The organism is Agrobacterium sp. 22-214-1 (assembly GCF_053522465.1).
Genome location: NZ_JBNWCK010000002.1, coordinates 274,386 through 295,787, shown reverse-complemented (window position 1 = coordinate 295,787; position 21,402 = coordinate 274,386). Strand labels below are relative to the sequence as shown.

Sequence of the window (21,402 nt, the reverse complement as noted above, 5' to 3'; positions counted from 1 at the left end):
CTATCGACTTAAACGGCCCGCAAGAATGGGTCGCTATGGTGCCAGGCACAAGAGAAGACAATTGTGCAGGGGCAGGGGCAAGGACATGGCGAAGAGAACAATCCGTCTGGCAAAGATTTTTGCCGTCGCTGCCGGCGTGGCGGCAAGCGTTGCGACAACGGCATCCGCCGTCCAGCTCGGTGGCCTTGCCCAGAAGCCCGGCGCCTCGCGGCCCGGCCAGTTCATGACCACGAGCCGTCCCACCATCGCACCCATTGCCTTCGCGAAATTCTGTGAAAGCGCCGCCGACCAGTGCCTCCGGATTGGCGACCGCGATACAGTGGAACTGAGCAAGCAGAAGCGCACGGAACTCCAGCGCATCAACGCCGAGATCAACACCTCGATAATCTATGCCAGCGAACAGGACGGCGAAGACGACTGGAAACTGAACCCGGCAAGCGGCGACTGCGAAGATTTCGCGGTGACCAAGCGGCAACGCCTCCTGCGCGCCGGCTGGCCCTCGGGCGCCCTGCGCATCGCCACAGCCCGCACGACGGATGGCATAGGACATGCCGTTCTGGTCGTCAGCACCAGCCAGGGCGATCTGGTGCTGGATAACCGCACCAATGTCGTCAAGCCGTGGAAAGCGGTGGATCTGAAATGGATCAAGATCCAGTCGCACGAGGACCCGCGTGTCTGGCTGAAACTCTAGAACACGGTTTCAGGCTGAAGCCGCCCTTTCGGACGGCAGGCATTTCGATTGCCGGTTTAAGACAACGTATCTTTCGACCATCAAAGCGGGTATTCTTTCCCCACAGAATCGGCGCGTCAACGCAGCTTTGGCGGGTGATGCGACAGCCGCCTTCAACGCTCTTGACCTTGTGCGGGAGAGACAGTATCGGCAGCTATGCCCAAGGTGCTCAACTGGATTCGCGGTCGTAAACAACCAGCCTCCCGCGACGACCGGAGGCGGCGCAGAATTGACCTTGGCGACAAGCCGGCCTCCTTTCCCATCTATGCCATTGGCGACGTGCATGGCAGCCTCGACCTGCTGTTGCAGGCGGAGCGGAAAATCCTTGCCGATCTGGGGCCTGACCCTTCTCCCGCGCTGGTCGTTCTCCTCGGGGATTATGTCGATCGCGGGCGCGATTCCCGCGGCGTTCTCGAACATTTGCTGCAGCCGCCGCCCGCGCCGCTGCGCCGCATTGCGCTTTGCGGCAACCATGAGCAGCTCTTCCATGACTTTCTCGAAAATCCGCAGCAAAATATGCACTGGCTGGACTTCGGTGGCCGCCAGACGCTTTTATCCTACGGCGTCGATATCGACTATTTCCTGCAAAAGGGCCGCCTGAGGCTGCAGCCATTCAGGGACGCCCTGCTCGGCGCAATTCCGCAGACCCACCGCCAGCTTTTATCCAGCCTGCCAATCTACGCCCGAATAGGACCCTATATTTTCGTGCATGCCGGCTTGAGACCGGGATTGCCGCTGGAGGCGCAGACGGATGAGGACATGCTCTGGATCCGGGAACCGTTCCTGTCGCAGGGGGCCGGGCTGGACCTCGTCGTCATCCACGGCCACACGCCGGTAACGGAACCGGAAACCGGCCCACAACGGATCGGCATCGACACAGGTGCATTCACCACGGGTAGACTTACCGTTCTCAGGCTTTCGGATGCGGGTTTGCACTTGATCGGTTGAGTGCGCGTTGCCCACCCGCATCAGTCCACACTAACTGAACAAGGCCCGATAGCGGCGTCAGGGCTTAGTTTCAACCAGCCTGCCTGCCGCTTAGAATATCATCGAGGACCGCCATTTGCTGGCGATTCCATTCAACGGCGTCCTCAAACGCCCTGTTTCCCAACTCCTGCCGCTGATCGCGGCTGGAGGCGAGCTGCAGGATCGCGTCGGCGAAAGCCCGATGGTCATTATCCTCCACGATGACCACGCCGCGCCGGTATCGCTCCGAAAGTCCCCTCACACCTGTCCGGGTGCTGATCGTCGGAACACCGGTGGCCAGGGCATCGAGCAGTTTTATATTGATGCCTGTTCCGAGCGTGATGGGATTGATGGAGAGCGGCGCGCGCGCGAAGGCGTCCTTCAGATTATCCACGCGCCCGAGCTTGAGAATGCCCTCTCCGTCTTCGATCTTACCGCATATGCCGCCCGCCAGAACCAGACGAATATCCGGCCGGGCAGCCCTGACCAGCGGCATGACATTTTGCAGGAACCCCTTCAGGGAAATGATGTTGGCGTCGTTGCCGGAACCGAGGAACAAGAAGTCGCTCGGTGTGAAGTCTTCCACCCTTCCACCGAGATCGAGAATATGGCTGACGGTCGCAACAACCGGCGGCTCTGCCCCCAGCCGCTGCCTGAACGTCCGCTCCTCTTCCTCCTGAATGGCCACAACCACATCCGCACGGCGGAAAGCCTTGCTCTCCACGGCCGGCGGAACGGAGAACCAGTATCCATATTTGTTCGCGGTGTTGACGAAAGCCTTGTGTCGGTCGGCGAAGGAATCATGAGTGTCGAGAATGCGCAGCACACCCTTCGGCAACCCCAGGAACGCCCGCGAATGAAAGGCATATTCGACAATGACGGCATCGATGCCAAGCCGGCGCTGAAGGTCCCGAACCTGCCAGCCGATTTCCGGGTAATAGAACTCGTCCAGATGGTTGTAGAAGGCGCCGTCGCGGCCGAGAAGGCGGTGGACCTTTCGAACGGCTCGAAACGCGATCACTTCAGCTTCGAAACCCAAATCCCCGATAAGCCGTGTTTTAAAACGGCTCCGCTGCCGTGATACGAAATGCAGGCGTCCGGAACCGAATTCTGCTTCATGCGCGGCCGGATCGAAATCGGCGGCAATCGGGGTATCAATATAGACGAAATGCACCTCATGTCCCAGGCTGCGAACGGCACGTGTCAGCTGGAGAATACGGCTGCGGTTACCCTCGGCCGCAGGAACGGCGGGAATGGCTGAGACGAAAGCGACTTTCATGAGAACGATTGATTCTGTTTTGGAAAAGACTCGAAAATCTGAAAATTATTTTTTGACAGGCTGAGAACATCAGGCACTTTCCGCTGGACCTGCTCGCGAAGGTCATCAACATTGTCAACGAACTCCATCAAAGCATTCCTGATACCGTCATCGCTATAAAAGGCGGAGGGAGCGAGCAGTTCCGACGAAGATAGGGCGAAATGCTGGTATAGCCCTTCGAATTTCCCTTGATAGGCGATACATATGACAGGAACGCCTTTACCCAGCCCTGCTATGGCGAGATGCATGCGCCCACTGACAATTCCATCCAGTTGCGCTGCAATGCCCTTGAGAACGGACGCGGACCACTTGCCGTTCAGATATCGAACCCTATCTGCCAGTGAATCTGGAACCTGCCCGGCAATCGCCTGAAGGCAAAATTGGTCGCCGAATCCCTCCCGGTAATCATGCGGCATAAGCAGCCAGCAGACCGGTCGTGCATCCGCCACAAAGTGCAATGCCTCAGCTCCACGCTTGATGATGGTATCGACCTGGCTGCGGTCAGCATTTTTGAACAGCATGGGATGCAGGTTGAAGCCCATCACCCTGTATCCCTCATCACGTTTCCGCTTGATCCAGGAGACGGTGTCTTCATCCGGTTCTGAGGCAACAAGGCTAAACGCCGAATCGGCGACCAGTACCGCGTTTGTCCTGGCGAAGGATTGCAGGCGGCTGAGGGAAACCGGATCGCGCACATTAATCGAGACGTCAGGATGCAGGGCGCTATAAAACATAGCCAGAGCGGGATGAGGCGCTTGATTGAAACTGAAACCGAGGATGACATTTTTTATCCCGGCAGCCGCAGCCAAATCAGCACTTGCCAAAAGTTTTGCGCTGACCAACGGATGGTAATATCCATCCATGACATCCGCCCCAACCACCACGACGCAATCGTATCGCCGCGCTTCAAAGTGATTTAGAAGTGCTCCGGAAAAATCAATTTCGCCAAAGAGATCCACGGGATTAAATCCCCTCTGGCGAACTAAATCCGAGGCACCTGCTCCCTCCACCATAATATCGACTTCAACATCAGGATTTTTTGCTCGGGCATGCTGAACGGTCGCGGTGATCATTGCATCGTCGCCGATAGAGCCAAAAACGGAATAGGGATCGCAGGCGACAATCAAAACCCGATTTACATAATCCCCACCGGGGAGTCTTTTTATACGTCGCTTTTTTTCCTGCAACGCGTGAAAGAAGTGACGAATGGCAACATCCTGATTGCGGCGTTCATTGTACTTCACCCATTCACGATGCAGCGGCGCGGGAATGATTTTTTTTATGAGCTTACGCATTCACTTCCTTCCGTGGGAGTACCTTGCTCGTGACGAAAAGAACGGCCGACCGCGCCTGCGTTCGGGCAACCAGCGCTATGAGCAAAAAATAAGTTAAGACGAAAACGGATCCGAGCAGTATTGCAGACATGAAATCGCCTAACCCCAGGGCGGCAATTTCAGGGCGCATCCATTGAACAATGACAAAGCAGAGACCGCTGGTGGCAAAACTCGGCAGAAGCAGAGACATTATTCTTCGGAGCGGCACGCCCAATTCGCGCGAAACATAAAAGAACGTAAAGGGCGTGGAAGCAAGCTGGCCAAATACGTAAACAATGACGAGTTCATCGATACTGCTTGTCGGTATGAAGACAATCATCAGAATTGTGGCAATCGATTTGACGGCGCCGGCAATCAATACCTTGTTCGGGCTGCCGCGTGCGGAGAGAAACGGGCCGTTTTGAAATTGTACACATTGTAAAGCACCGAGAAGCAGCAGGGGTCTCGCGATCTCATCTGCTCCTTGCCACTGCGCCCCAAACAAAACGCGGCAAATCTCCGGCGTCAATGCGGCAAAAAGCACGAAGGCTGGTGTCGAGACAATTGCGGATATTGCGATCAACTGCTTGTAAAGTTCCGCCATGCGTTCGCGCTCGTGCGAGACGCGCGAAAGCACCGTCAGCGACACGTCATAAAGTGCCGACTGAAGCAATTGCATGAGAAGTTGATAAAGGCGGCTGCCGACGGTGTAGAGGCCAAAGAGCGCGACCCCGTAACGCCCCAGGATCATGAAATCGATCAGGCGCGTGGCCGCGAAATCGACAATGCGAAGGCCGAGCGCCGACGAACCGAAGCGAAGCAGTTCGACGAAGGTGCCGGGATTGAGAGTGGTGCCCGGCAGCCAGTGCGGCTTTCGCCAGAGCCAGATCAGAGTGACGATGGTGGCAACATAGGTCTGGACGACGAGGCTCCAGACGCCCATGCCCATGATCGCGAAAACAATCGCCACGCCGCCGCCGACGATGTTCGATATGAAGGTTCTGATTGCCAGCGGCTTGAAAGCCAGTGCGCGGCGATAATTCACCTCCTGAAACATCGAAGCCGTGTTCAGCGGCAGCAATATGCAGATAGCCACGATGACCGGCGCCAGCCCTTCGACCTCAAACCAACGTTCCAGTTCCGGTGAGAACACACAGACGGCAATGGCCAGCAGCGTTGCAACCACAACCGAGGCATAAAAGGGCAGATTGACGTCGCCGGGTTCCAGGTTGCGTTTCTGCACAATCGCATCTGCGAATCCGAACTCCGACACCATCTGGATCAGCATCAGCACCAGCCCGGCGGTGGCGACCATGCCGTAATCCGTAGGGCTGAGGAAACGTGCCAGAACGATGAAGAGAATGGAGGTGAAAAGCTTGCCGCCCCAGTTCTGGACGATGGACCAGAACACGCCTTTCAGGGCGGCATTGCCTATCGACGTAGCTTCGGACATCAATCCACCACCCGTAAAGCCGGCCGCGTCGACGCAACATGCGCAGCGACCTCGACGCCCAGACCGTGAAAGCGGAGGCTGCCCTTATTGCTTCCCACCATATGCTCTCTCCTTCGAAGAAAACCGCAGCAACGGACCGGGTCCGTTGCCGGTTAAGATGCACGCAGGGTTCGGCTTTGCCTGTAGCGCGTCAGGACGTCCTCATAGAGTTTCACATAATTTTCGCCGACCCGACGCGAGGTGGATTCCTCGACGATGTTTCCGAAATCGGCCTCCGTCGGCAATTCTTCGCGCGAGAGCGTCAGCACCCGGCGGATACGGGCGGCAAGGTCGGTGGCGTTGCCCGGTTCGAACAGCCAGTCATGGTTGGTCTCGCCGATCAGCTCCGGAATGCCGCCGGAGGCTGCGCCGATGACCGGCACGCCCATGGCATAAGCCTCGTAGATCGTGCGTGGCGAAGGTTCCGCCCAGAAGGAAGGAACGATGAGCACGTCGATCTCTTCGAGAAACTCCTTCGGTTTCGCCCAGCCGACGAATTCGATCGGCAGATCGCCGGCCTGAGCCGTGAAGCGTTCGATGGAATCGTCCATCGCATGGCCGGCGACCAGACAGCGCCAGTTGCCGTGACCGATTTCCTTGAAGGCATCGACCATGTTGCCGACGCCTTTTTCCGTATTGATGCGCCCGATATAACCGAAGGTCAGCGGCCGGCCAGTGCGGTCGATCTGCCGGCGGGCGACGGGATCGCCCTCGGGAACCGTGCAGGAATAAAAGATGACGCGGCGCAGGCTTTCCGGAATGTGGTGGAAAAGCCCGTGATTGACATGCGTCTTGAGGATTTCCGTGCCGACGCTTGCGACAGCCGCGATATAACGCTGGGTGAATTTCTTGGTGAAATTCACCGCCTGACAGCCGAGATGGATGTGCTCACAGGGTTTGCCGCCCTTGAACATGGCGGCGTTGCCACACAGGAGATCATATTCGCAGATCGTGTGAACGATCGGAATGCCGCGCTTATGCGCCGCCCGCCATACCAGCGTCGTCACATCCAGAAGCGAGTGGGTGTTGAGAACGTCAGGCTTGAAATCGTCGAGAACGGCCTCGAACTGCTTTTCGACGTCGAAATTCCACTGCTGCTTGAGCTTCTGCATGCGCCGCTGCTGCGGCGAATATTGCGGCCAGTCCTCGAGCCAGAAATCGTTATTATGGAACATGCGGTAGACGGAGACGCCGTTGCGCATGGTTTTCGGTTCGGCCTGCCGCTCGATACAGGCGGCACCGACCGTATGTCCCATGGAGACAAGTTCCTCGGCGAGATGTTCGACCGAGCGTTCGCATCCACCAACGATATGCGGCGGATAAAGGCTGCTAAGATGGAGAATTCTCATGCGGATACGCTCTGTTTTCCTTCGTCGAAAATCTATGGCGTCCATCCCGGGCTCGTTCGTCTCCCCTCATTCCAGGAGACCAGTGAGACATCTGCAAAAATAAAAGAGCCGGAGCAGAACTAATGTTTGAAAATATGAATTACCAAAATCTACTTTTCAAAAAGCACGGGAATCGGCGCTATTTCAAGTGATTTTTTTCGCGGCGCGGCAAAAGCCATGCGGTGTTGCGAAAAGAACCGGTCTCGTGTTACGGTTTAGCCACTTTAAAGTGCAGGCAATCGGGAGAAATCGGTTGCGTTGCAGCTTGTGATCATATTCCAGTTTATAATATCCGTTTTATTTCAAACACATGGATTTCAGGGCGCTTGTAGATGCCGAAAACTTCCAGGACATTCTGATCTCGACGTGTTGAGAGACATCATCGCCATTTAAACGGCGACGTCCATGTGATGACGTCTGGCTTATATTTTCTCCGGACACACCAGGAGGCGCAGATGAGCGGAAAAACGCCGATAGCCATGGGCAGCCTGACACGGCGCAACCTGCTTTCAGCCGCGCCATTTGCATTGGTCGCCGCTTCCGGTTTGCGGGCCATGCCCGCACGGGCGCAGACAGTTGCTTCAGCCAGTACCGAAGCCTTTCTGGACAGCGTAGGAGTGTGCGGTCACTTCACCCGTCCCACGGGCATCTATCCGGAACAGTTCGAGCGGATCGTGCCCGAACTCGAAGCACTGGGTGTCCGGCATCTGCGCGATGACGGGCTGATCACCGCGAGAGACAGTCGCGACAGCCCCGTCTTTCGGCGGCTGCGCCGCATCGTGGCGGCGGGCGTTCGCCTCACCATCATCTGTTACGACAATCTCAACCCTTACGTTTCCACGCCGCTCGACAGGCTGGCGGATTTCTACGACTGGTGCGACGCGGGTATCGATATTTTCGAGGGTAGCAATGAGCCTAACCTGACGAAGGACCCGCAAAATGCTCCGCGTATTTCGGCGGAGCATCAGGCGGCGCTGCACGACACCATCCGCTCGGTTCCGCGCCTGAGTGCGGTGCCCGTCGCGGCGCCAAGTTATGTCCTGTCGAACAGAGCGCTGGCGCTGGACCTGAAAAATGCCTGCGATTACGGCAATATCCACGCTTACGCCGGGATGGAGCATCCCGAAACGACCGGTCCGGGGGCACTCTCGAAATCCGTCGCCGCTTCGGCGCATATAGCGGCCGGCAGGCCGGTGCTCGCCACGGAAATGGGCTACCATACCTCGCTGCAAACCAAGACATTTCATTTCCCCGTCACCGAAGGCATCAAGGCGCGCTATATGCCGCGCATGCTGCTCTGGTGCTTCATCAGCGGTATCCGCCGGTCCTACATCTATGAAATGGTTTCAAGCTTCGCCGCCGATGAGACAAACCCGGAATCCTCCTTCGGCCTCCTGCGCCACGATCTGAGCCGCACCCCGGCCTTCGAGGCCGTTCGCGCCCTTCTTTCCCTCTGCAGGGCAGAACGGCAAACCGGACCGGAGCAACGACAGCTTGATTTCCTCACCACCGATTCCCAAAGATTATCCCTTCATCTTACAAGGACGGACGGTGCTTTGCTCGTGCCCGTCTGGCTTGGAATTTCCGGCTGGCAATGGCCGGCCCGCATCGAAAACCCGCCCGCCGAACGGATTGCGACATTTTCGGTGGCCGGCCAGCATAGTCACGTTATCGCGCACCGTTTCCGCGATGACGGCTCCGTGGGCCAACAGACAATCACGCAGGAAAGCGGGCAATACCGGCTTTCGGTCAGCGACCAGCTTACGGTTCTGGAAGTTTTTTGAATGGCGCGGAGGAAATGCCGCATCGCAAAATTGTGTGTATCGCGTCGCGTTATTGCATGATAGCCTGCTTGAATACTGAACTTCCGCCCCGCAAAAGCGGGCGTAATATAATACTAAATATATCTTTATTTTTATAGATTGACGATGATGAAAAACTTTAAAGAAGCGCCCGCTGCCGGGGCGCAGCGTCTTGATGTTCTTCAGGTGATGCGCGCCGTCGCGGCAACCATGATTGTTGCGCTGCACGCGGACGTGAACTGGCAATTCACGCTTTTTCCACTTCATCTGCTGCGGCTGGGCGGCGGTGTCGACCTGTTTTTCGTCATTTCCGGCTTCGTCATCGTTTATGCGTCCCGGCCCTATTTCGCAGCGACAGGCGGTCGTTCCGCGTTTTTGCTGCGCCGCTTTCTCCGCATCGTCCCGCTTTACTGGTTTGTACTGACCCTGCGGCTCGCCATGGCCGCCAGCGTGACCCTTATCAGTGCGAAGGCCTTTCCACCGTTACAGTCGATCCTCACCTCCTACCTGTTTATTCCCTATGACAGCATGGGTTATGGCGACGCCTATCCGTTTCCGCTGATCGATCTCGGCTGGACGCTGAATTACGAGATGTTCTTTTATATCGTTTTCGCCGCGTTCATCTTCCTGCCGCTGGAGCGCGCGGTATTCACGACAGCCGGCGTGCTGTTTGCCGCCGTCATGATCGGCTCCGCCTTCGATCTCGGCCTGCCGTTCAGCTTCTGGTTTCAGCCGATCATTCTCGAATTCGTCGCGGGCATGTTCATTGCAGTCCTCTTCCTGCGAGGCGTTCGCCTGCCGCCCCTGCTCGGGCTTGCAACGGCCCTGTGCGGCCTGGCGATCTGGATGCTGACCGATCTGAGCAGGATAGGGTTCCAGTGCGATCCGGGCTGTTACTCGTTTTCGCGGCTGCTCGTTTTCGGCGGCGGCGCGATTTTGCTGATGGCGGCAGCGACCTTGACCAGAGACATCTCCCTGCCCCGTTTCGCACAGCCGCTGGCAAAACTCGGAGATTCATCCTATGCGCTTTACCTGCTGCACCCGTTTATTTTCCGGGGCTTCAAGATTGCGCTCGGCGGCGTCACGTTCCCGCCCGAATGGAGCAACCTCGTTTATCTCGTCATCGTGGTCAGCACCGTCGCCATAGCCCACACCTTCCACGTCCTTGTCGAAACGCCGGCCAATATCTGGCTGCGTGACCGGCTGATAACATCGCCACGGAAAGTCGCCGTGTCATGAACAAATCAGAGAAAGGCAAGGGTGGCCGTTAACAATAGCTGAGGGTTTCCGCCGCAGATTTATTTTAGCGCTTGATCCTTTGCTTGGGCTGTGCGATTTAAAAAGAAATTTTAGATGTTGGGTAACCTTGCCCGGCATTGGATGTATTTAAAGTCGTATTTTAAAAGATTTGGAGAGTTGGATGCCCCGCATTCGTAACGGCTCGATGCTCGTTGGTGCGATGTTTATTGCCAGCATGGGTCTCTTTTCCGCTGTCGCCAACGCACAGAACGTGGAAACCACACCGCCGGCCGCACCGCAACAGGCGCCCTCGGTTGAGAGCGCTGCAACAGGCGCACCCGTCAAGGCCGCCGATGAAACCACCGCTGCATTTCTGAGCCGCGTCAACACCACCAATCCGGACACGGTTTCGATTGCCGCAGCGGAACTGTTCAAGCAGTCTCCGACGCAGGGCATGATCAGGGATCTGGTCACCATCGCTTCCAGCACGGATGCGGCAACGGCCGACGTAACCGGAAAAGTGACGAGCGGGTTTCCGATCATCGCCGTCTCCACCAGCGCGGCACAGTTCTCCGAACAGCTTTCCGGCCTCATCCTGAGTGACTCCGGCCAGCTGCCCACTATCGTCGCACTGGCCCAGAAGGTCGGCAACAAGGACTTCTCCGAAGTCGTCGGCGAAGGCCTGGCGCTTGCCCACGCCACCGCGATGAGGAACGGCAATACGATACTCGCAGCCGCCATCCAGTTGCAGACAAAGGGCGCCAACGTACCCGCCGATCTCCTGATCGCCTTTAGCGAAAATATCGAAGGAACGGCTGCCGGTCCGGCCGCCCCTGCGGCGGCGGCAGCAGCGGCCTCGCCGATCGGCGGCGCCGGTTCCTCGCCGGCAAGCGCCAACAGCATCGGCGGTTCGGGAACGGCAGGTGCCGCAGGCGGCACCGCACAGGCGGGTGGCGGAAGCCCGCCGGCTGGCCGCGGCAGATCGCTCTCGACCGGCAGCACCAGCACGACGACGAGCACAAGTCCCGTTTGAGTTCGGCTTTGTCGCCTTTCCCGTGGGGGAAGGCTGCCGCCAGTTCTGTGATCCAACCGTGACTTGGCGGGCCCTGCGCCCGCCGAAAAGAGCGAGGCTGACAGTTGTTACAAAGGCACGACCCCCTGACGATGGCTGACTACGATAAAAACGGGCTGACGGCCGAATTTATCGATATCGACGCCGTTCTTGCGATGATCCGCCGGCAGTGGCGCATCGTGCTCGCCGCCGTCGCAGTCGCCGGGGCAATCGGCCTCGCCTTTGCCGCAACGGCCGTTCCGATCTATTCGGCGACGGCGACGCTGCTGATCGACCGCAACAACAGCCAGATTGTCGAACAGCTTTCGACGATCGGCGGCGTCATAGAGGATGAGGCTTCCATTCTCAGCCAGGTCGAGGTGCTGCAATCGGAAACCATCGGGCTTGCCGTTGTCGATAGTCTCAATCTCACGGAAAATCAGGAATTCAGGGCAACACGTGCGTCGCTTCTGAGTTCAATATTCGGTACCATCCGTTCACTCGTCAATGTTTCGCAATGGTTCTCGCCAGCGAAGAAAAAAGAGGCGGTGGTTGACGATGGAACCCTGAAGAGATCGCTGTCGGACCAGCTGCTCAACGGCCTCAGCGTCAAGCGCATCGGCCGAACCTACGCGCTGGAACTCACCTATAATTCGACATCACCGGTTCTCGCCGCGCAGATCGTCAATGCCGTGGCCTCGGCCTATCTGCTGGACAAGCTGAATTCCAAATATGAGGCAACGAGACGGGCCAGCGACTGGTTGTCCGACCGTATTGCCGAGCTGCGCCAGCGGGCGCTCGAAACCGATCTGGCCGTGCAGAAGTTTCGCGCCGAACATAATCTGATCTCGACCGGCAATAACAGCCTGCTTTCCGATCAGCAGCTGGCGGAATCCAACAGCGCGCTGATTTTGGCGCAGTCGGAAACCGCCAGGGCGCGAGCGCGGGTGCAACGCATCGAACATATTCTCGCCACCGACGATGTCGATGCGGTCGTTACCGATATTCTCGACAGCTCGGTCGCCAACGACCTGCGCAAAAAATATCTAGAAGCTTCCAAGATCGAGGCGGAAATCACCGGCCGGCTCGGCAGCAACCACATTCAGGCGGTACGTCTGCGCAATGAAATGCAGGAATACCGACGGCTGATGTTCCAGGAAATCAGCCGCATCGCGCAAAGTTACAAAAGCGATCTGGAAGTCTCGGAAGCGAGGGAAAAGTCGCTCGCCGAAAGTGTCGCCAAAGCGACCGACATCAGCAACTCGGCCAGCGAGACACAGGTTCAGCTGCGCGAATTGCAGCGCGAGGCCGAAACCTACAAGAACATGTACCAGACCTTCCTGCAGCGATATCAGGAAGCGATGCAGCAGCAATCCTTCCCCGTGACGGAAGCGCGCGTGATTTCCAAGGCGATGCCACCCAGAATTCCGAGCAAGCCGAACAAGCCCATCATTTTGGCCCTGTTCATGATCATGGGTGCTGCGGCCGGTGGTGGTATCGCCATGTTCCGCGAATTCCGGGATCGTTTTTTCCGCACCGGGGAACAGGTTCGTGACGTTCTCGGGCTGGAGTTCCTCGGCAATACCCCGCTCATCCAGAACAAGGCGGTAATAGAAGATCAGGAAGGCGGCCATCCGGCCCTGACGCGCCCCACCAGCGTTGCGCGCTACGCGGTCGACCATCCGCTCTCCTCCTTCGCCGAAACCCTGCGCAGCACCAGGCTTGCCATCGATCTCGGCATTCCCGCCAAAAGCGGAGCGCGGATTGTCGGTGTCGTCTCGGCCTTGCCGAGCGAAGGGAAGTCCACGATCTCCATCAATCTGGCGCAGCTGCTCGCCGGGCAGGGTGCGCGGGTCCTGCTGCTGGATGCCGATATTCGCAATCCCGGCGCAACGCGCGCCATGGCGCGTCACGCCAGCGAAGGCCTGCTCGAACTCTTGCTGGAAGGCCGCAGCGTACAGGATGTGCTGCTTCGTGACGAAAAGACGCGGCTCGCTTTCCTGCCCACGGTGGTCAAACAGCGTGTCCCTCATTCCTCGGAACTGCTGACCTCGGCGCAAATGCACAAGCTCCTGGCCGAAGCGAGCACTGCTTTCGACTATATCATCGTCGACCTGCCCCCGCTGGGGCCGGTGGTCGATGCACGCGCCATGGCGGGGCGGATAGACGGTTTCATCTTCGTCACCGAATGGGGCAAAACCGCCCGCAGGGCAGTGCGGAACACGGTGGAGAATGAGGTTCATATCCGCAAGAAGTGCCTCGGCGTCATCCTCAACAAGGTGGACACCGAAAAGCTGAAGCTTTACCGCGCCTATGGTTCGAGTGAATATTATCATTCGCGCTATACACGATATTACCATGACCAGGCGTGACGGCGTGATGCGCCTGCGGAAAATCCTCGCGGTCGTACCGGTCCTCGTCATTTCCATCTCTGTCCTGTCCGTCGCCGCGCAGGCCTTTTCGCAAAGCCGTCGTTTTTCCGATATTGTCGCATTGGCGCGGATCGCCGACGACAATAATGGCCTTGCGCCTGATCTGCTTGCGGAAACGGTCCCTGAACTTCAGCCCGTCGTTAGCGAAAAAATCTGCCGTTCGGATATCGTCAAAGCCGGACTAAGGCTCGTTCTGGCCGATCTCGATGCAAATGGTTTCGATCCGGCATCCGATTCCGGCGCGGCGCGTCTCGGTTTTGCCGAAACCTTTATTCGCCATTCGCTCTCTTGTTTTCCCGCAAATGGCGATGTCTGGCTGCGTCTTGCCATGGTTCGCTCGCTGCGCAACGCCTCGCCCATGGAAGTCGCCGTGCTGATGAACTTCTCCCAGCTCTATGGGCCTGCCGATGCCAATCTGATCCGTGGGCGTTTCGTGATGTGGCAGCAATTTCCGAAGAACACCTTGCCCGAGGCCGAGGCAGCCCGCGAGGCGGATACGGCCGTCGTCTGCGGCAGGCAGGGAGAAATCCTGCGATGGACCCTGGCGGAAGTCTGCCCAAAGCCACCGCCGGCAGACACAAAACGCCCCGCGCCGCTGTCATGATCTGAAACGATGAAACGGCTGAGCCTCGTCGATATTCGCGGCATAGCCACCACAAACAATTCCGACAAAGCCCAAAGATATGTCGCTCACCGAAGCCCGATCAGAACCGCTCTCCTCCTCGCAGCCCCCACTGGCGGCGGTTCGGGACTATGTCCGGCCGGTCGCAATAGTCGCATTCTGGGCAATATTTCTGCTGGCGCTTCTCAATAGGGGCGCAACGGAAATCGAAAGTCGCATCGTCGTCACGGCCGCGATCTATCTCCTGCTGGTGCCAGCGATCCTCCTGTTCGGACCTCCGAAGGCCGGTGCGGGCAAGGTATTCGCGGCAGCCTGCCTTTTATTGGGAGCGCTCATCGTTCAGGTGCTGTTGCAGGCATCCTCCATGCCCGGCATCGCGCGCGCCAATCCGGCATGGTCCACCGCCGCCATGTTCATGCAGACTGCGCCAGCCGCCACAATCTCACTGACACCTGCGGATGACCGGCTCGGCCTCTTGAGCGCCGCCCTGCCCTTCGGCGCCTTCATGACCGGCCTCGTACTTTTCGATAGCGACGAGCGTGCGGCGAAGACGCTGCGATGGTTCGCAATCGCCGGTGGCTGGCTTGCGCTGTTTTCCATCGTGCAATTCGTGCTTTTCCCCGAAGCTCTCGGCCTCATCCAGAAGCGCTTCTACCTCGGCAGCCTTACCGGCCTTTTTGTCAACCGCAATACTGCCGCGACCTTCTTCGGTCTCATCCTTCTCACGCTCGCCGCATTATTGCACAAAAGCCTCCTCGCTCCCGATTGGGCGAGAGTGAAGGCGCTCGTGGCAAATCGCCTGACCGTGCCAGCGGAGCAGAAACAGCTCATCCGCTGGGCCGCTTTTCTCGGTGTCCTCGCGGGCTTTTGTTTCATCGCGTTAATGTTGACGGGATCGCGTGCGGGGATCGGCTCAAGCCTCGCAGCGCTGATTGTCCTGATCCTGCTGATTGTGTTCAACTCCCCCGCCAGAGCCGGCCGCAATGGGGCCTCCAGCCGGCGCAGGCAGCGCGGGACGAGACGTCGTGCCGCGCTCCTGATCGCAATCGCCATCGCCCTCTTCGCGCTTTTCGCCAACCGGGTGGCGCTTCGCATGGAAACGCGTTTGGAAGACGACATGCGCTTCTGCTACATGCCGGGCATCGCCCGCGCCATCGCCGACAATTGGCCGCAGGGGTCGGGCCTTGCAAGCTTCACGGAAGTCTATGCGCCCTATCATGTGGCGCGGTGCGGGGTGGACGCCGTCGTCACCCATGCCCACAACGTCTACGCGGAGGGATTGCTGACACTCGGTGTGGCCTTCCCGTTTTACCTCGCTTTTTTTGTGCTCATCCAACTGGTGATTTTCCTTCGCGGGGCACTGAAACGCAGAAATTATCGTTATGCCTCTCATCTCGGCCTTGCCGCGCTGCTGCTCGTCCTGCTGCATTCGACGCTTGATTTTTCGCTGCAGATTCCGGGCTTTGCCATGGCCTATGCCGTTTTCCTCGCCCCGGTCGTCACGCTTTGCCTGAACCCGCCCGGAATGGAGCGGGAAGGCCGCAAACGGCGGAAACAATTTCCGGAAGATGCTGCAATGCCGGCGCCGGGCCATTCAGGCCAGACAGTACAAACCCCGCTTCGTCTGCAATAACGGATTTTACGAATGCAAAACAGGTTTCGTGATCTTAAAGGCGCAGGAATTTGAGCATGCGGATATTGCAGATAACCTCGCTGTTTTCTCCGGATCGGGTGGGCGGTGCGGAAATATTCGTAGAAGACCTTGCGCGTGGACTTGCGGATAAGGGACACACGGTCGCAGTGGCCGCCATCTCGCGTGAAGAGCAGGCAGCGGAACAACGCGATGGTTTCACCATTCACCGCCTCGGGCATACCACGCCCTTCTTTATCGGCGACTGGGGGCAACAACCGGAATGGAAGCGAAAATATTATAAGATCGCCGTGCAACTGGATCCGCGCCTCGTTCGCCGGCTTGCGCGTGTCATCGATGATTTCCGGCCGGACGTGGTGAATACCCACTCGCTATCGGAACTGACGCCGCTGATCTGGCCGATGATCCGCAAGCGCGGCGTTCCACTGGTTCATTCCCTGCATGATTTCACGAGCATGTGCACCAATGGCTCCCTGTTCCATGATGGGCATATCTGCGACGGCAGCAGCAAAAAATGCCGTGCCTTTTCTTATCTCCACCGGCGTTGCCAATGCGCGGTCGATGCTGTCACCGGCGTCGGTCGCGATATCGTCGAACGCCACGTGCGGGCCGGTTTTTTCACCCATGTTCCCGAAAACCGCCGCACGGTGATCTGGAACGCCATCTCACCGCCAGATTCGCCAGAACCGCACATTCCCCGCACGCCCGGCGAGCCGCTGGTTTTCGGCTATCTGGGCCGCATCGAAGCAGCGAAAGGGGCTGACTTGCTGATAGAAGCGTTGCGGCTTTTGCCGCCGCAGGGCTGGCGGGCGGTCATGGCAGGCCGCGCGCCGGATGGCATCGAGGCCTATCAGCAAAAGGCAGCCGGCCTGCCGGTCGAATTTCCGGGCTATGTGGAGGCCGATCGTTTCTTCGCCGGCATAGATTGCCTCATCGTGCCGCCCCTATGGCCGGAGGCCTTCGGCCGCACCGTCGCTGAAGCCATTCTGCGCGGCGTACCCGTCATCGGCGCAAATCTTGCGGGTGTCGCCGAACAGATCGGCGCGGACAGGCCGGAACGCCTGTTCGCCCCGGGCAATGCCGCCGAACTGGCCGCACGCATAGCAGAAGCGATGCGCAATCCCGCCATGCTTGCGGAAACACCTGAAACTCGGGAGCGAATTCGCCAGGGCGTTGAGCCCGAAGGGGTCATCGCGGCCTATGAAAAGATCTATGCGGATGTGTGCAAAACAGCATGACCGTGCCGACAGCGTCCCTCCTCAGGCGGCAGCTCCTTGCTTGAAAAGCCGAGCGTAGCTCTCCGCCGCCTTCCGCCACGAATATAGTTTGCGGTTTTCATAACCCGCCTGGCGGAGATTTTCTGCCAGTTCCGGATTGTCCAAAAGTCGCTCAAGCGCGATGACGAGGCTTTGAGCATCCGCCGGATCGAAAGTCAGGGCGCCTTCGCCGGCAATCTCCGGTGTTGCGGAACGATTGGAGCAGACGACCGGGCATCCCAGCTGCTGCGCCTCCAGCACCGGCAGGCAGAAGCCTTCATAGGTGGAGGGAACGCAAAGGCAGGCTGCGTGACGGTAAAGTTCGGCCAGTTGCCGGTCATCTATGCCGGAAAGCCGGATCACCCGGCCCTGCAGCTCCGGATCGTCCAGCGCGCCGGCGATTTCCTCCGCCTCGTCGCGGCCAACATGCACGATGCGCAAATCCGGCCATTTTTTACCGAGTATGGCAAAGGCTTTGCCCAGGAGAGCGAAATTCTTATTGGACGTCGCGTTTCCGACCGCCAGTATGTAGCGTCCGGGAACAGGGGGCACCGTGTCGAAAGCCCCGGGATCGACATTCAGCGTGCTGTCGGAATAAATGGTAAGGCTCTTATCGGCAGCGGCTGGATAGAAACGCCCAAGATCCTTCCGCGTCGCTTCGGATACGCAGATGACCTGATCCGAACCGGCCATCATCAGCTTGAAGATGAAATCGGTCGTCAGGGTCGCCCGCCAGCCGATCTGTTCGGGAATGGTTTTGAAATAAAGATCATGAACAAGGGTGAGACGCCGTTTGCCGCCGAGGGGACTTCCGAAAGGATCGGCATTAAACAGCACATCGATACCGTGCCGGCGGCAGAGCGCGGGCAGCATCGCGGCCTGACGCACCACATCGAAAACCATGACGCGCGGCCGCGGAGTCTCGATGAGCTGCAACCGGCTGTCGCGCAGGTTTTCAGGCAGTTGCGCCCGCTTCCAGGGAGAGCGCAGAACATAGTCATCAGTCGTCTGTTCCAGCAGCCGCTCCAGCAGGCTGAAGGTCACGCGGGCCACACCGGAGGCCTTGCCGCCATATTGGCTCGGCATGTTTACGAGAATGCGCATCCTGGCCCTTCCGCCTGCCGGCATTGCGTGTTCCTGTCGATTGCCGGGCGAAACCTCACGCCGCCTCCGTCAGCAGCGCGGAAACGGAGCGGCAGGTTTCCTCCAGCGAGAAACGCTGGCTCACGTCCTCCCGCCCCTTTTGCGCCAGTCTTTCCGCCAGAGCCGGTTGCGACAGGACACAGCCGATCGCCGCCGCCAGCGCCGATGCATCCCCCGGCGGCACGAGAAGGCCGGTTTCGCCGTCACGGATGATTTCGGTAACACCGCCGCCGCGCGTGGCGACAACCGGACGCCCGCACATCATGGCCTCCACCACCACCCGGCCGAAGGGCTCGGCAACAATCGAGGTATGCGCAACCACATCCATCGCCGCCATCAGTTCCAGCACATCCGGGCGGAAACCGAGGAAACGGACGCGACCGTCGAGACCGAGACGGGATGCCTGTTCGCGGATGCGCGCCTCATAGGCCTCCTGCCCGAAAAGCGCACCGCCGACGATGACCGCCTGCACACCCTCCATCGCCGCAATCGCGTCCAGAAACACATGCTGTCCCTTCCATTCGCTCAGCCGGCCGAAAAGGCCGACAAGCGGTTGCGGACCAAGGCCCAGTTCCGCACGCAGCCGCGCGGCCGTACCGGGCTCGTAAAGCCTTGCTTTCGCAGGGTCGAAGCCATTGTAAACGATGCGAACCTTATCCGCTTCGCCGCCGGCCTCGATGAAAGCCCGGCCCGTCTCTTCGGAATTGACAGCCACCAGCCTGGCGAAAAGGCGCGCAAATGCCAGCGAGGCGCGGCGGTTGGTGGCGCTGAAAGCGGGATCGGTGACGATATCGTGTAAAATCCAGACGAGCGGCCGACGGCTGAGCTTCGCGGCCAAGGCACAGACAAAAAGCGCCTTTTGCGAGTTGGCGCAGATCACATCATAGCGCCTCGCCTCCCGGCTCAATTGCCAGGCAACCGCCATCACGTCGGCCGCTCCGCGCAACAGGGCCCCGAAGGACGCATTGCGGCGGATCGACAGCATTTTTTCTCCAGCGGACAGCATGATCGGAGCGCGCCCTGCATCAACGAGATCATCTGCAGCCGCGCCGCCACTGAGAAAACAGGCACGCCAGGAGTGTGGGCCCGCCTTGACGAGGTCCGTCAGAAAAAGTTCGGCGCCGCCCTTCTCTCCGGTATGGCTGACGAAAAGAGCGGATGTCATGGCATCTCCCCTGCCGGATGAGAGGACCGACGATGCATCTGTCTGTGATTCCGGGCATGAACAGCCGGCCGGCAAAAACAACGAACCTGCCCGCAAGCGACGGGAATATCTTCGCCGAAAGCTGCGTGGAAACGCATGTCGCTAGATAAAAACACCAGCCTTAAAACCTTTATTCGCAATAAAACTCAACAATAATAATGATACTTAGAATAATATTCTATTTTTATACTTCAAGCGAAATCAAAGAAAAATTCATGACGCTCGTTTTCATGCGCTGTTTTCTGTTTCGCTCCCGGCATTTTTTCCCCGGGCCTCGTGGCGGAACTATTCTGAGGCCAGACCAGGAGAACGAACGATGACACCGCTCGAACACAACATATGCATATATACGGCGCGAACGGAAGAGGTGGCCGCATGATCGGCTTAACGCTCGGCATACGTCCCCGAAACATGGGTGACATCGGTTTTTCCCTGACCGCGTTCTCGCCCCTGCGGGCCCGTCTGGCGGCCGGCCAGAATGCCACGATCTTCGTGAACGGCGACAGCACCGCCCATGCCGAAGCCGGACCATTTCAGCAATTTGCGATGATGCTCGGCGATCTGCACGATACGACTGTCGTGTTATACCGTTGGGCGGAATGGGAGACGAGCGCCGCCACCGGGCCGAAAACCTATGCGCCCCCGGTTACGCTGCGCGCCGGCAAAGGAGCGACGCTGACGCTCTATCTTGCGACGCTGCCCGGCGGCATGGCGGGTTACATGCTTGCGGAACAGCGCGCAGCGGCGCTGAAGATTCCCCGCCCCGATCTCTGCATCATGCATCATGGCCACAACATGCAAACCTTCGAAGCGCCCGGCGGCATTTTGAGCTCCGGACGATCCACCCTGCTCGGACCGCTGGGAATGACCGAATGGCAGTGGCCAAATGCTCCGCAACTCATCACCACGCAGAACCCGTGGCGGGATGGGACGGGTTACGACAAGGTCTATCAGGCAATCCTCGACCTGGCCCGAGCCCATCCGAACCTAACGCTGGTGGATACGCATGCCGCATTTCTGGCGAAGGGCAAGGACACCGCCCTTTATCGCGACAATGTTCACCCGAACGAGGCGGGCTCCCGGCTGGTTGCCCGGACCCTGTTCGTTTCCTATCTGGGATCGGCACACGATAACAGCTTCCAGACACCTTGCTGGCCAAAGCTTCCTGCCGCCAATCTCATCGGCAATGGCGATTTCACCGATTGGACTGGTTCCGTTCCGACAGGCTGGAGTTCAGTCGCGCCGGGTTCCGCCACGAAAATCGCCGACATCATTTTTTCCCCATTCTTCACCAGCAGCCTCGCGCTCTATGCCAATGGTAGCCAGACGGCAGGGCTAACACGCTATTTCCGCAATGCGGAGGCCGCAGCGATGATCGGCAAGACCGTTTCCTTCGCCGTGCTTTATAAAAACAACGAGAGGCAGCGTCTGCCCTACGTCACACTGGTTACGAAAAGCGGTGGCGCAGTCCGGACAATCGTTTGCTCCGCCCTGCAATTCGGAGGTGCCAACATCGCCGGCAATAGCGGCTGGATGTGGGCGATCGCCAACGGGATCGCCATAGACCACGATATCAACCCGGCGGGGTATAATTTCTATCTGCGAATCTTTCCGGCATTCGGTATCAGTGCGCCCACCTCGAATGAACCAGTTCACATTCAGCGCATCATCGCGGTCGAAGGGGATTTGCCGAAAGGCAATCTTATCTCATGATGAAACGATAAAATATCTTGCGCGGCGACGTCATCGAGCCCAATAATGGTCGCTATATTATATTGATTGCCGCGCGGTAGCG

16 protein-coding genes are annotated in these 21,402 nt (G+C 58.6%); 10 read left to right on the top strand and 6 right to left on the bottom strand.

Translation table 11 applies throughout. The features are described from left to right. The first annotated feature begins 85 nt into the window (after positions 1–85). The gene (locus ACQZ5G_RS11135) at positions 86–691 is read left to right on the top strand and encodes a transglutaminase-like cysteine peptidase (protein ID WP_003520892.1); all 606 of its coding nucleotides are present in this window, start codon (positions 86–88) and stop codon (positions 689–691) included. Positions 692–886: 195 nt separating this feature from the next. Continuing rightward, complete coding sequence (locus ACQZ5G_RS11130) at positions 887–1,678, top strand: metallophosphoesterase family protein (protein WP_080854411.1); 792 nt, start codon at positions 887–889, stop codon at positions 1,676–1,678. A 70-nt stretch (positions 1,679–1,748) separates the two neighbouring features. On the opposite strand, the gene ACQZ5G_RS11125 is transcribed toward ACQZ5G_RS11130, so the two are convergent. The 4 genes from ACQZ5G_RS11125 to ACQZ5G_RS11110 form a co-directional block, all read right to left on the bottom strand. Beyond that, the gene (locus ACQZ5G_RS11125) at positions 1,749–2,975 is read right to left on the bottom strand and encodes a glycosyltransferase family 4 protein (protein WP_448737680.1); all 1,227 of its coding nucleotides are present in this window, start codon (positions 2,973–2,975) and stop codon (positions 1,749–1,751) included. Further along, positions 2,972–4,309, bottom strand: coding sequence for a polysaccharide pyruvyl transferase family protein (locus ACQZ5G_RS11120; RefSeq protein WP_448737681.1), 1,338 nt, complete (start codon positions 4,307–4,309; stop codon positions 2,972–2,974). The genes ACQZ5G_RS11125 and ACQZ5G_RS11120 overlap by 4 nt, the downstream gene beginning before the upstream one ends. Continuing rightward, the gene (locus tag ACQZ5G_RS11115) at positions 4,302–5,780 is read right to left on the bottom strand and encodes a lipopolysaccharide biosynthesis protein (protein ID WP_448737682.1); all 1,479 of its coding nucleotides are present in this window, start codon (positions 5,778–5,780) and stop codon (positions 4,302–4,304) included. Before ACQZ5G_RS11115 ends, ACQZ5G_RS11120 begins: the two co-directional genes overlap by 8 nt. Before the next feature lie 152 nt (positions 5,781–5,932). Further along, positions 5,933–7,168, bottom strand: a complete 1,236-nt coding sequence (locus ACQZ5G_RS11110; RefSeq protein ID WP_448737683.1) for a glycosyltransferase family 4 protein — start codon at positions 7,166–7,168, stop codon at positions 5,933–5,935. 494 nt (positions 7,169–7,662) lie between these two features. Between ACQZ5G_RS11110 and ACQZ5G_RS11105 the strand changes: the two genes are divergently transcribed. The 7 genes from ACQZ5G_RS11105 (at position 7,663) to ACQZ5G_RS11075 (ending at position 17,242) form a co-directional block, all read left to right on the top strand. Then, the gene (locus ACQZ5G_RS11105) at positions 7,663–8,991 is read left to right on the top strand and encodes a hypothetical protein (protein WP_448737684.1); all 1,329 of its coding nucleotides are present in this window, start codon (positions 7,663–7,665) and stop codon (positions 8,989–8,991) included. Positions 8,992–9,135: 144 nt separating this feature from the next. Further along, the gene (locus ACQZ5G_RS11100) at positions 9,136–10,248 is read left to right on the top strand and encodes an acyltransferase family protein (RefSeq protein WP_448737685.1); all 1,113 of its coding nucleotides are present in this window, start codon (positions 9,136–9,138) and stop codon (positions 10,246–10,248) included. Positions 10,249–10,429: 181 nt separating this feature from the next. Continuing rightward, positions 10,430–11,281, top strand: coding sequence for a hypothetical protein (locus ACQZ5G_RS11095; RefSeq protein ID WP_448737686.1), 852 nt, complete (start codon positions 10,430–10,432; stop codon positions 11,279–11,281). 131 nt (positions 11,282–11,412) lie between these two features. Then, positions 11,413–13,671: a polysaccharide biosynthesis tyrosine autokinase gene (locus tag ACQZ5G_RS11090; protein WP_448737687.1), complete on the top strand. Its 2,259-nt coding sequence runs from the start codon at positions 11,413–11,415 to the stop codon at positions 13,669–13,671. Continuing rightward, positions 13,658–14,335, top strand: a complete 678-nt coding sequence (locus ACQZ5G_RS11085) for a hypothetical protein (RefSeq protein WP_448737688.1) — start codon at positions 13,658–13,660, stop codon at positions 14,333–14,335. Before ACQZ5G_RS11090 ends, ACQZ5G_RS11085 begins: the two co-directional genes overlap by 14 nt. Positions 14,336–14,414: 79 nt before the next feature. Then, a complete protein-coding gene (locus ACQZ5G_RS11080; protein WP_448737689.1) occupies positions 14,415–15,986 on the top strand; it encodes an O-antigen ligase family protein in 1,572 nt (523 codons plus the stop codon). A 56-nt stretch (positions 15,987–16,042) separates the two neighbouring features. Continuing rightward, on the top strand, positions 16,043–17,242 hold the full coding sequence (locus tag ACQZ5G_RS11075; RefSeq protein ID WP_448737690.1) for a glycosyltransferase family 4 protein: 1,200 nt from the start codon (positions 16,043–16,045) through the stop codon (positions 17,240–17,242). A gap of 21 nt (positions 17,243–17,263) precedes the next feature. On the opposite strand, the gene ACQZ5G_RS11070 is transcribed toward ACQZ5G_RS11075, so the two are convergent. Further along, positions 17,264–18,364: a glycosyltransferase family 4 protein gene (locus tag ACQZ5G_RS11070; protein WP_448737691.1), complete on the bottom strand. Its 1,101-nt coding sequence runs from the start codon at positions 18,362–18,364 to the stop codon at positions 17,264–17,266. 55 nt (positions 18,365–18,419) lie between these two features. After that, on the bottom strand, positions 18,420–19,568 hold the full coding sequence (locus ACQZ5G_RS11065) for a glycosyltransferase family 4 protein (RefSeq protein ID WP_448737692.1): 1,149 nt from the start codon (positions 19,566–19,568) through the stop codon (positions 18,420–18,422). A 414-nt stretch (positions 19,569–19,982) separates the two neighbouring features. On the opposite strand from ACQZ5G_RS11065, the gene ACQZ5G_RS11060 reads away from it, so the two are divergent. Further along, on the top strand, positions 19,983–21,320 hold the full coding sequence (locus ACQZ5G_RS11060; protein ID WP_448737693.1) for an SGNH/GDSL hydrolase family protein: 1,338 nt from the start codon (positions 19,983–19,985) through the stop codon (positions 21,318–21,320). The last annotated feature ends 82 nt before the right edge of the window (positions 21,321–21,402 follow it).

Bases quoted from the DNA above. Each gene is read 5' to 3' on its own strand.
- ACQZ5G_RS11135 (WP_003520892.1), top strand. From the start codon at position 86: ATGGCGAAGAGAACAATCCGTCTGGCAAAGATTTTTGCCGTCGCTGCC.
- ACQZ5G_RS11130 (WP_080854411.1), top strand. From the start codon at position 887: ATGCCCAAGGTGCTCAACTGGATTCGCGGTCGTAAACAACCAGCCTCC.
- ACQZ5G_RS11125 (WP_448737680.1), bottom strand. From the start codon at position 2,975: ATGAAAGTCGCTTTCGTCTCAGCCATTCCCGCCGTTCCTGCGGCCGAG.
- ACQZ5G_RS11120 (WP_448737681.1), bottom strand. From the start codon at position 4,309: ATGCGTAAGCTCATAAAAAAAATCATTCCCGCGCCGCTGCATCGTGAA.
- ACQZ5G_RS11115 (WP_448737682.1), bottom strand. From the start codon at position 5,780: ATGTCCGAAGCTACGTCGATAGGCAATGCCGCCCTGAAAGGCGTGTTC.
- ACQZ5G_RS11110 (WP_448737683.1), bottom strand. From the start codon at position 7,168: ATGAGAATTCTCCATCTTAGCAGCCTTTATCCGCCGCATATCGTTGGT.
- ACQZ5G_RS11105 (WP_448737684.1), top strand. From the start codon at position 7,663: ATGAGCGGAAAAACGCCGATAGCCATGGGCAGCCTGACACGGCGCAAC.
- ACQZ5G_RS11100 (WP_448737685.1), top strand. From the start codon at position 9,136: ATGATGAAAAACTTTAAAGAAGCGCCCGCTGCCGGGGCGCAGCGTCTT.
- ACQZ5G_RS11095 (WP_448737686.1), top strand. From the start codon at position 10,430: ATGCCCCGCATTCGTAACGGCTCGATGCTCGTTGGTGCGATGTTTATT.
- ACQZ5G_RS11090 (WP_448737687.1), top strand. From the start codon at position 11,413: ATGGCTGACTACGATAAAAACGGGCTGACGGCCGAATTTATCGATATC.
- ACQZ5G_RS11085 (WP_448737688.1), top strand. From the start codon at position 13,658: ATGACCAGGCGTGACGGCGTGATGCGCCTGCGGAAAATCCTCGCGGTC.
- ACQZ5G_RS11080 (WP_448737689.1), top strand. From the start codon at position 14,415: ATGTCGCTCACCGAAGCCCGATCAGAACCGCTCTCCTCCTCGCAGCCC.
- ACQZ5G_RS11075 (WP_448737690.1), top strand. From the start codon at position 16,043: ATGCGGATATTGCAGATAACCTCGCTGTTTTCTCCGGATCGGGTGGGC.
- ACQZ5G_RS11070 (WP_448737691.1), bottom strand. From the start codon at position 18,364: ATGCGCATTCTCGTAAACATGCCGAGCCAATATGGCGGCAAGGCCTCC.
- ACQZ5G_RS11065 (WP_448737692.1), bottom strand. From the start codon at position 19,568: ATGACATCCGCTCTTTTCGTCAGCCATACCGGAGAGAAGGGCGGCGCC.
- ACQZ5G_RS11060 (WP_448737693.1), top strand. From the start codon at position 19,983: ATGATCGGCTTAACGCTCGGCATACGTCCCCGAAACATGGGTGACATC.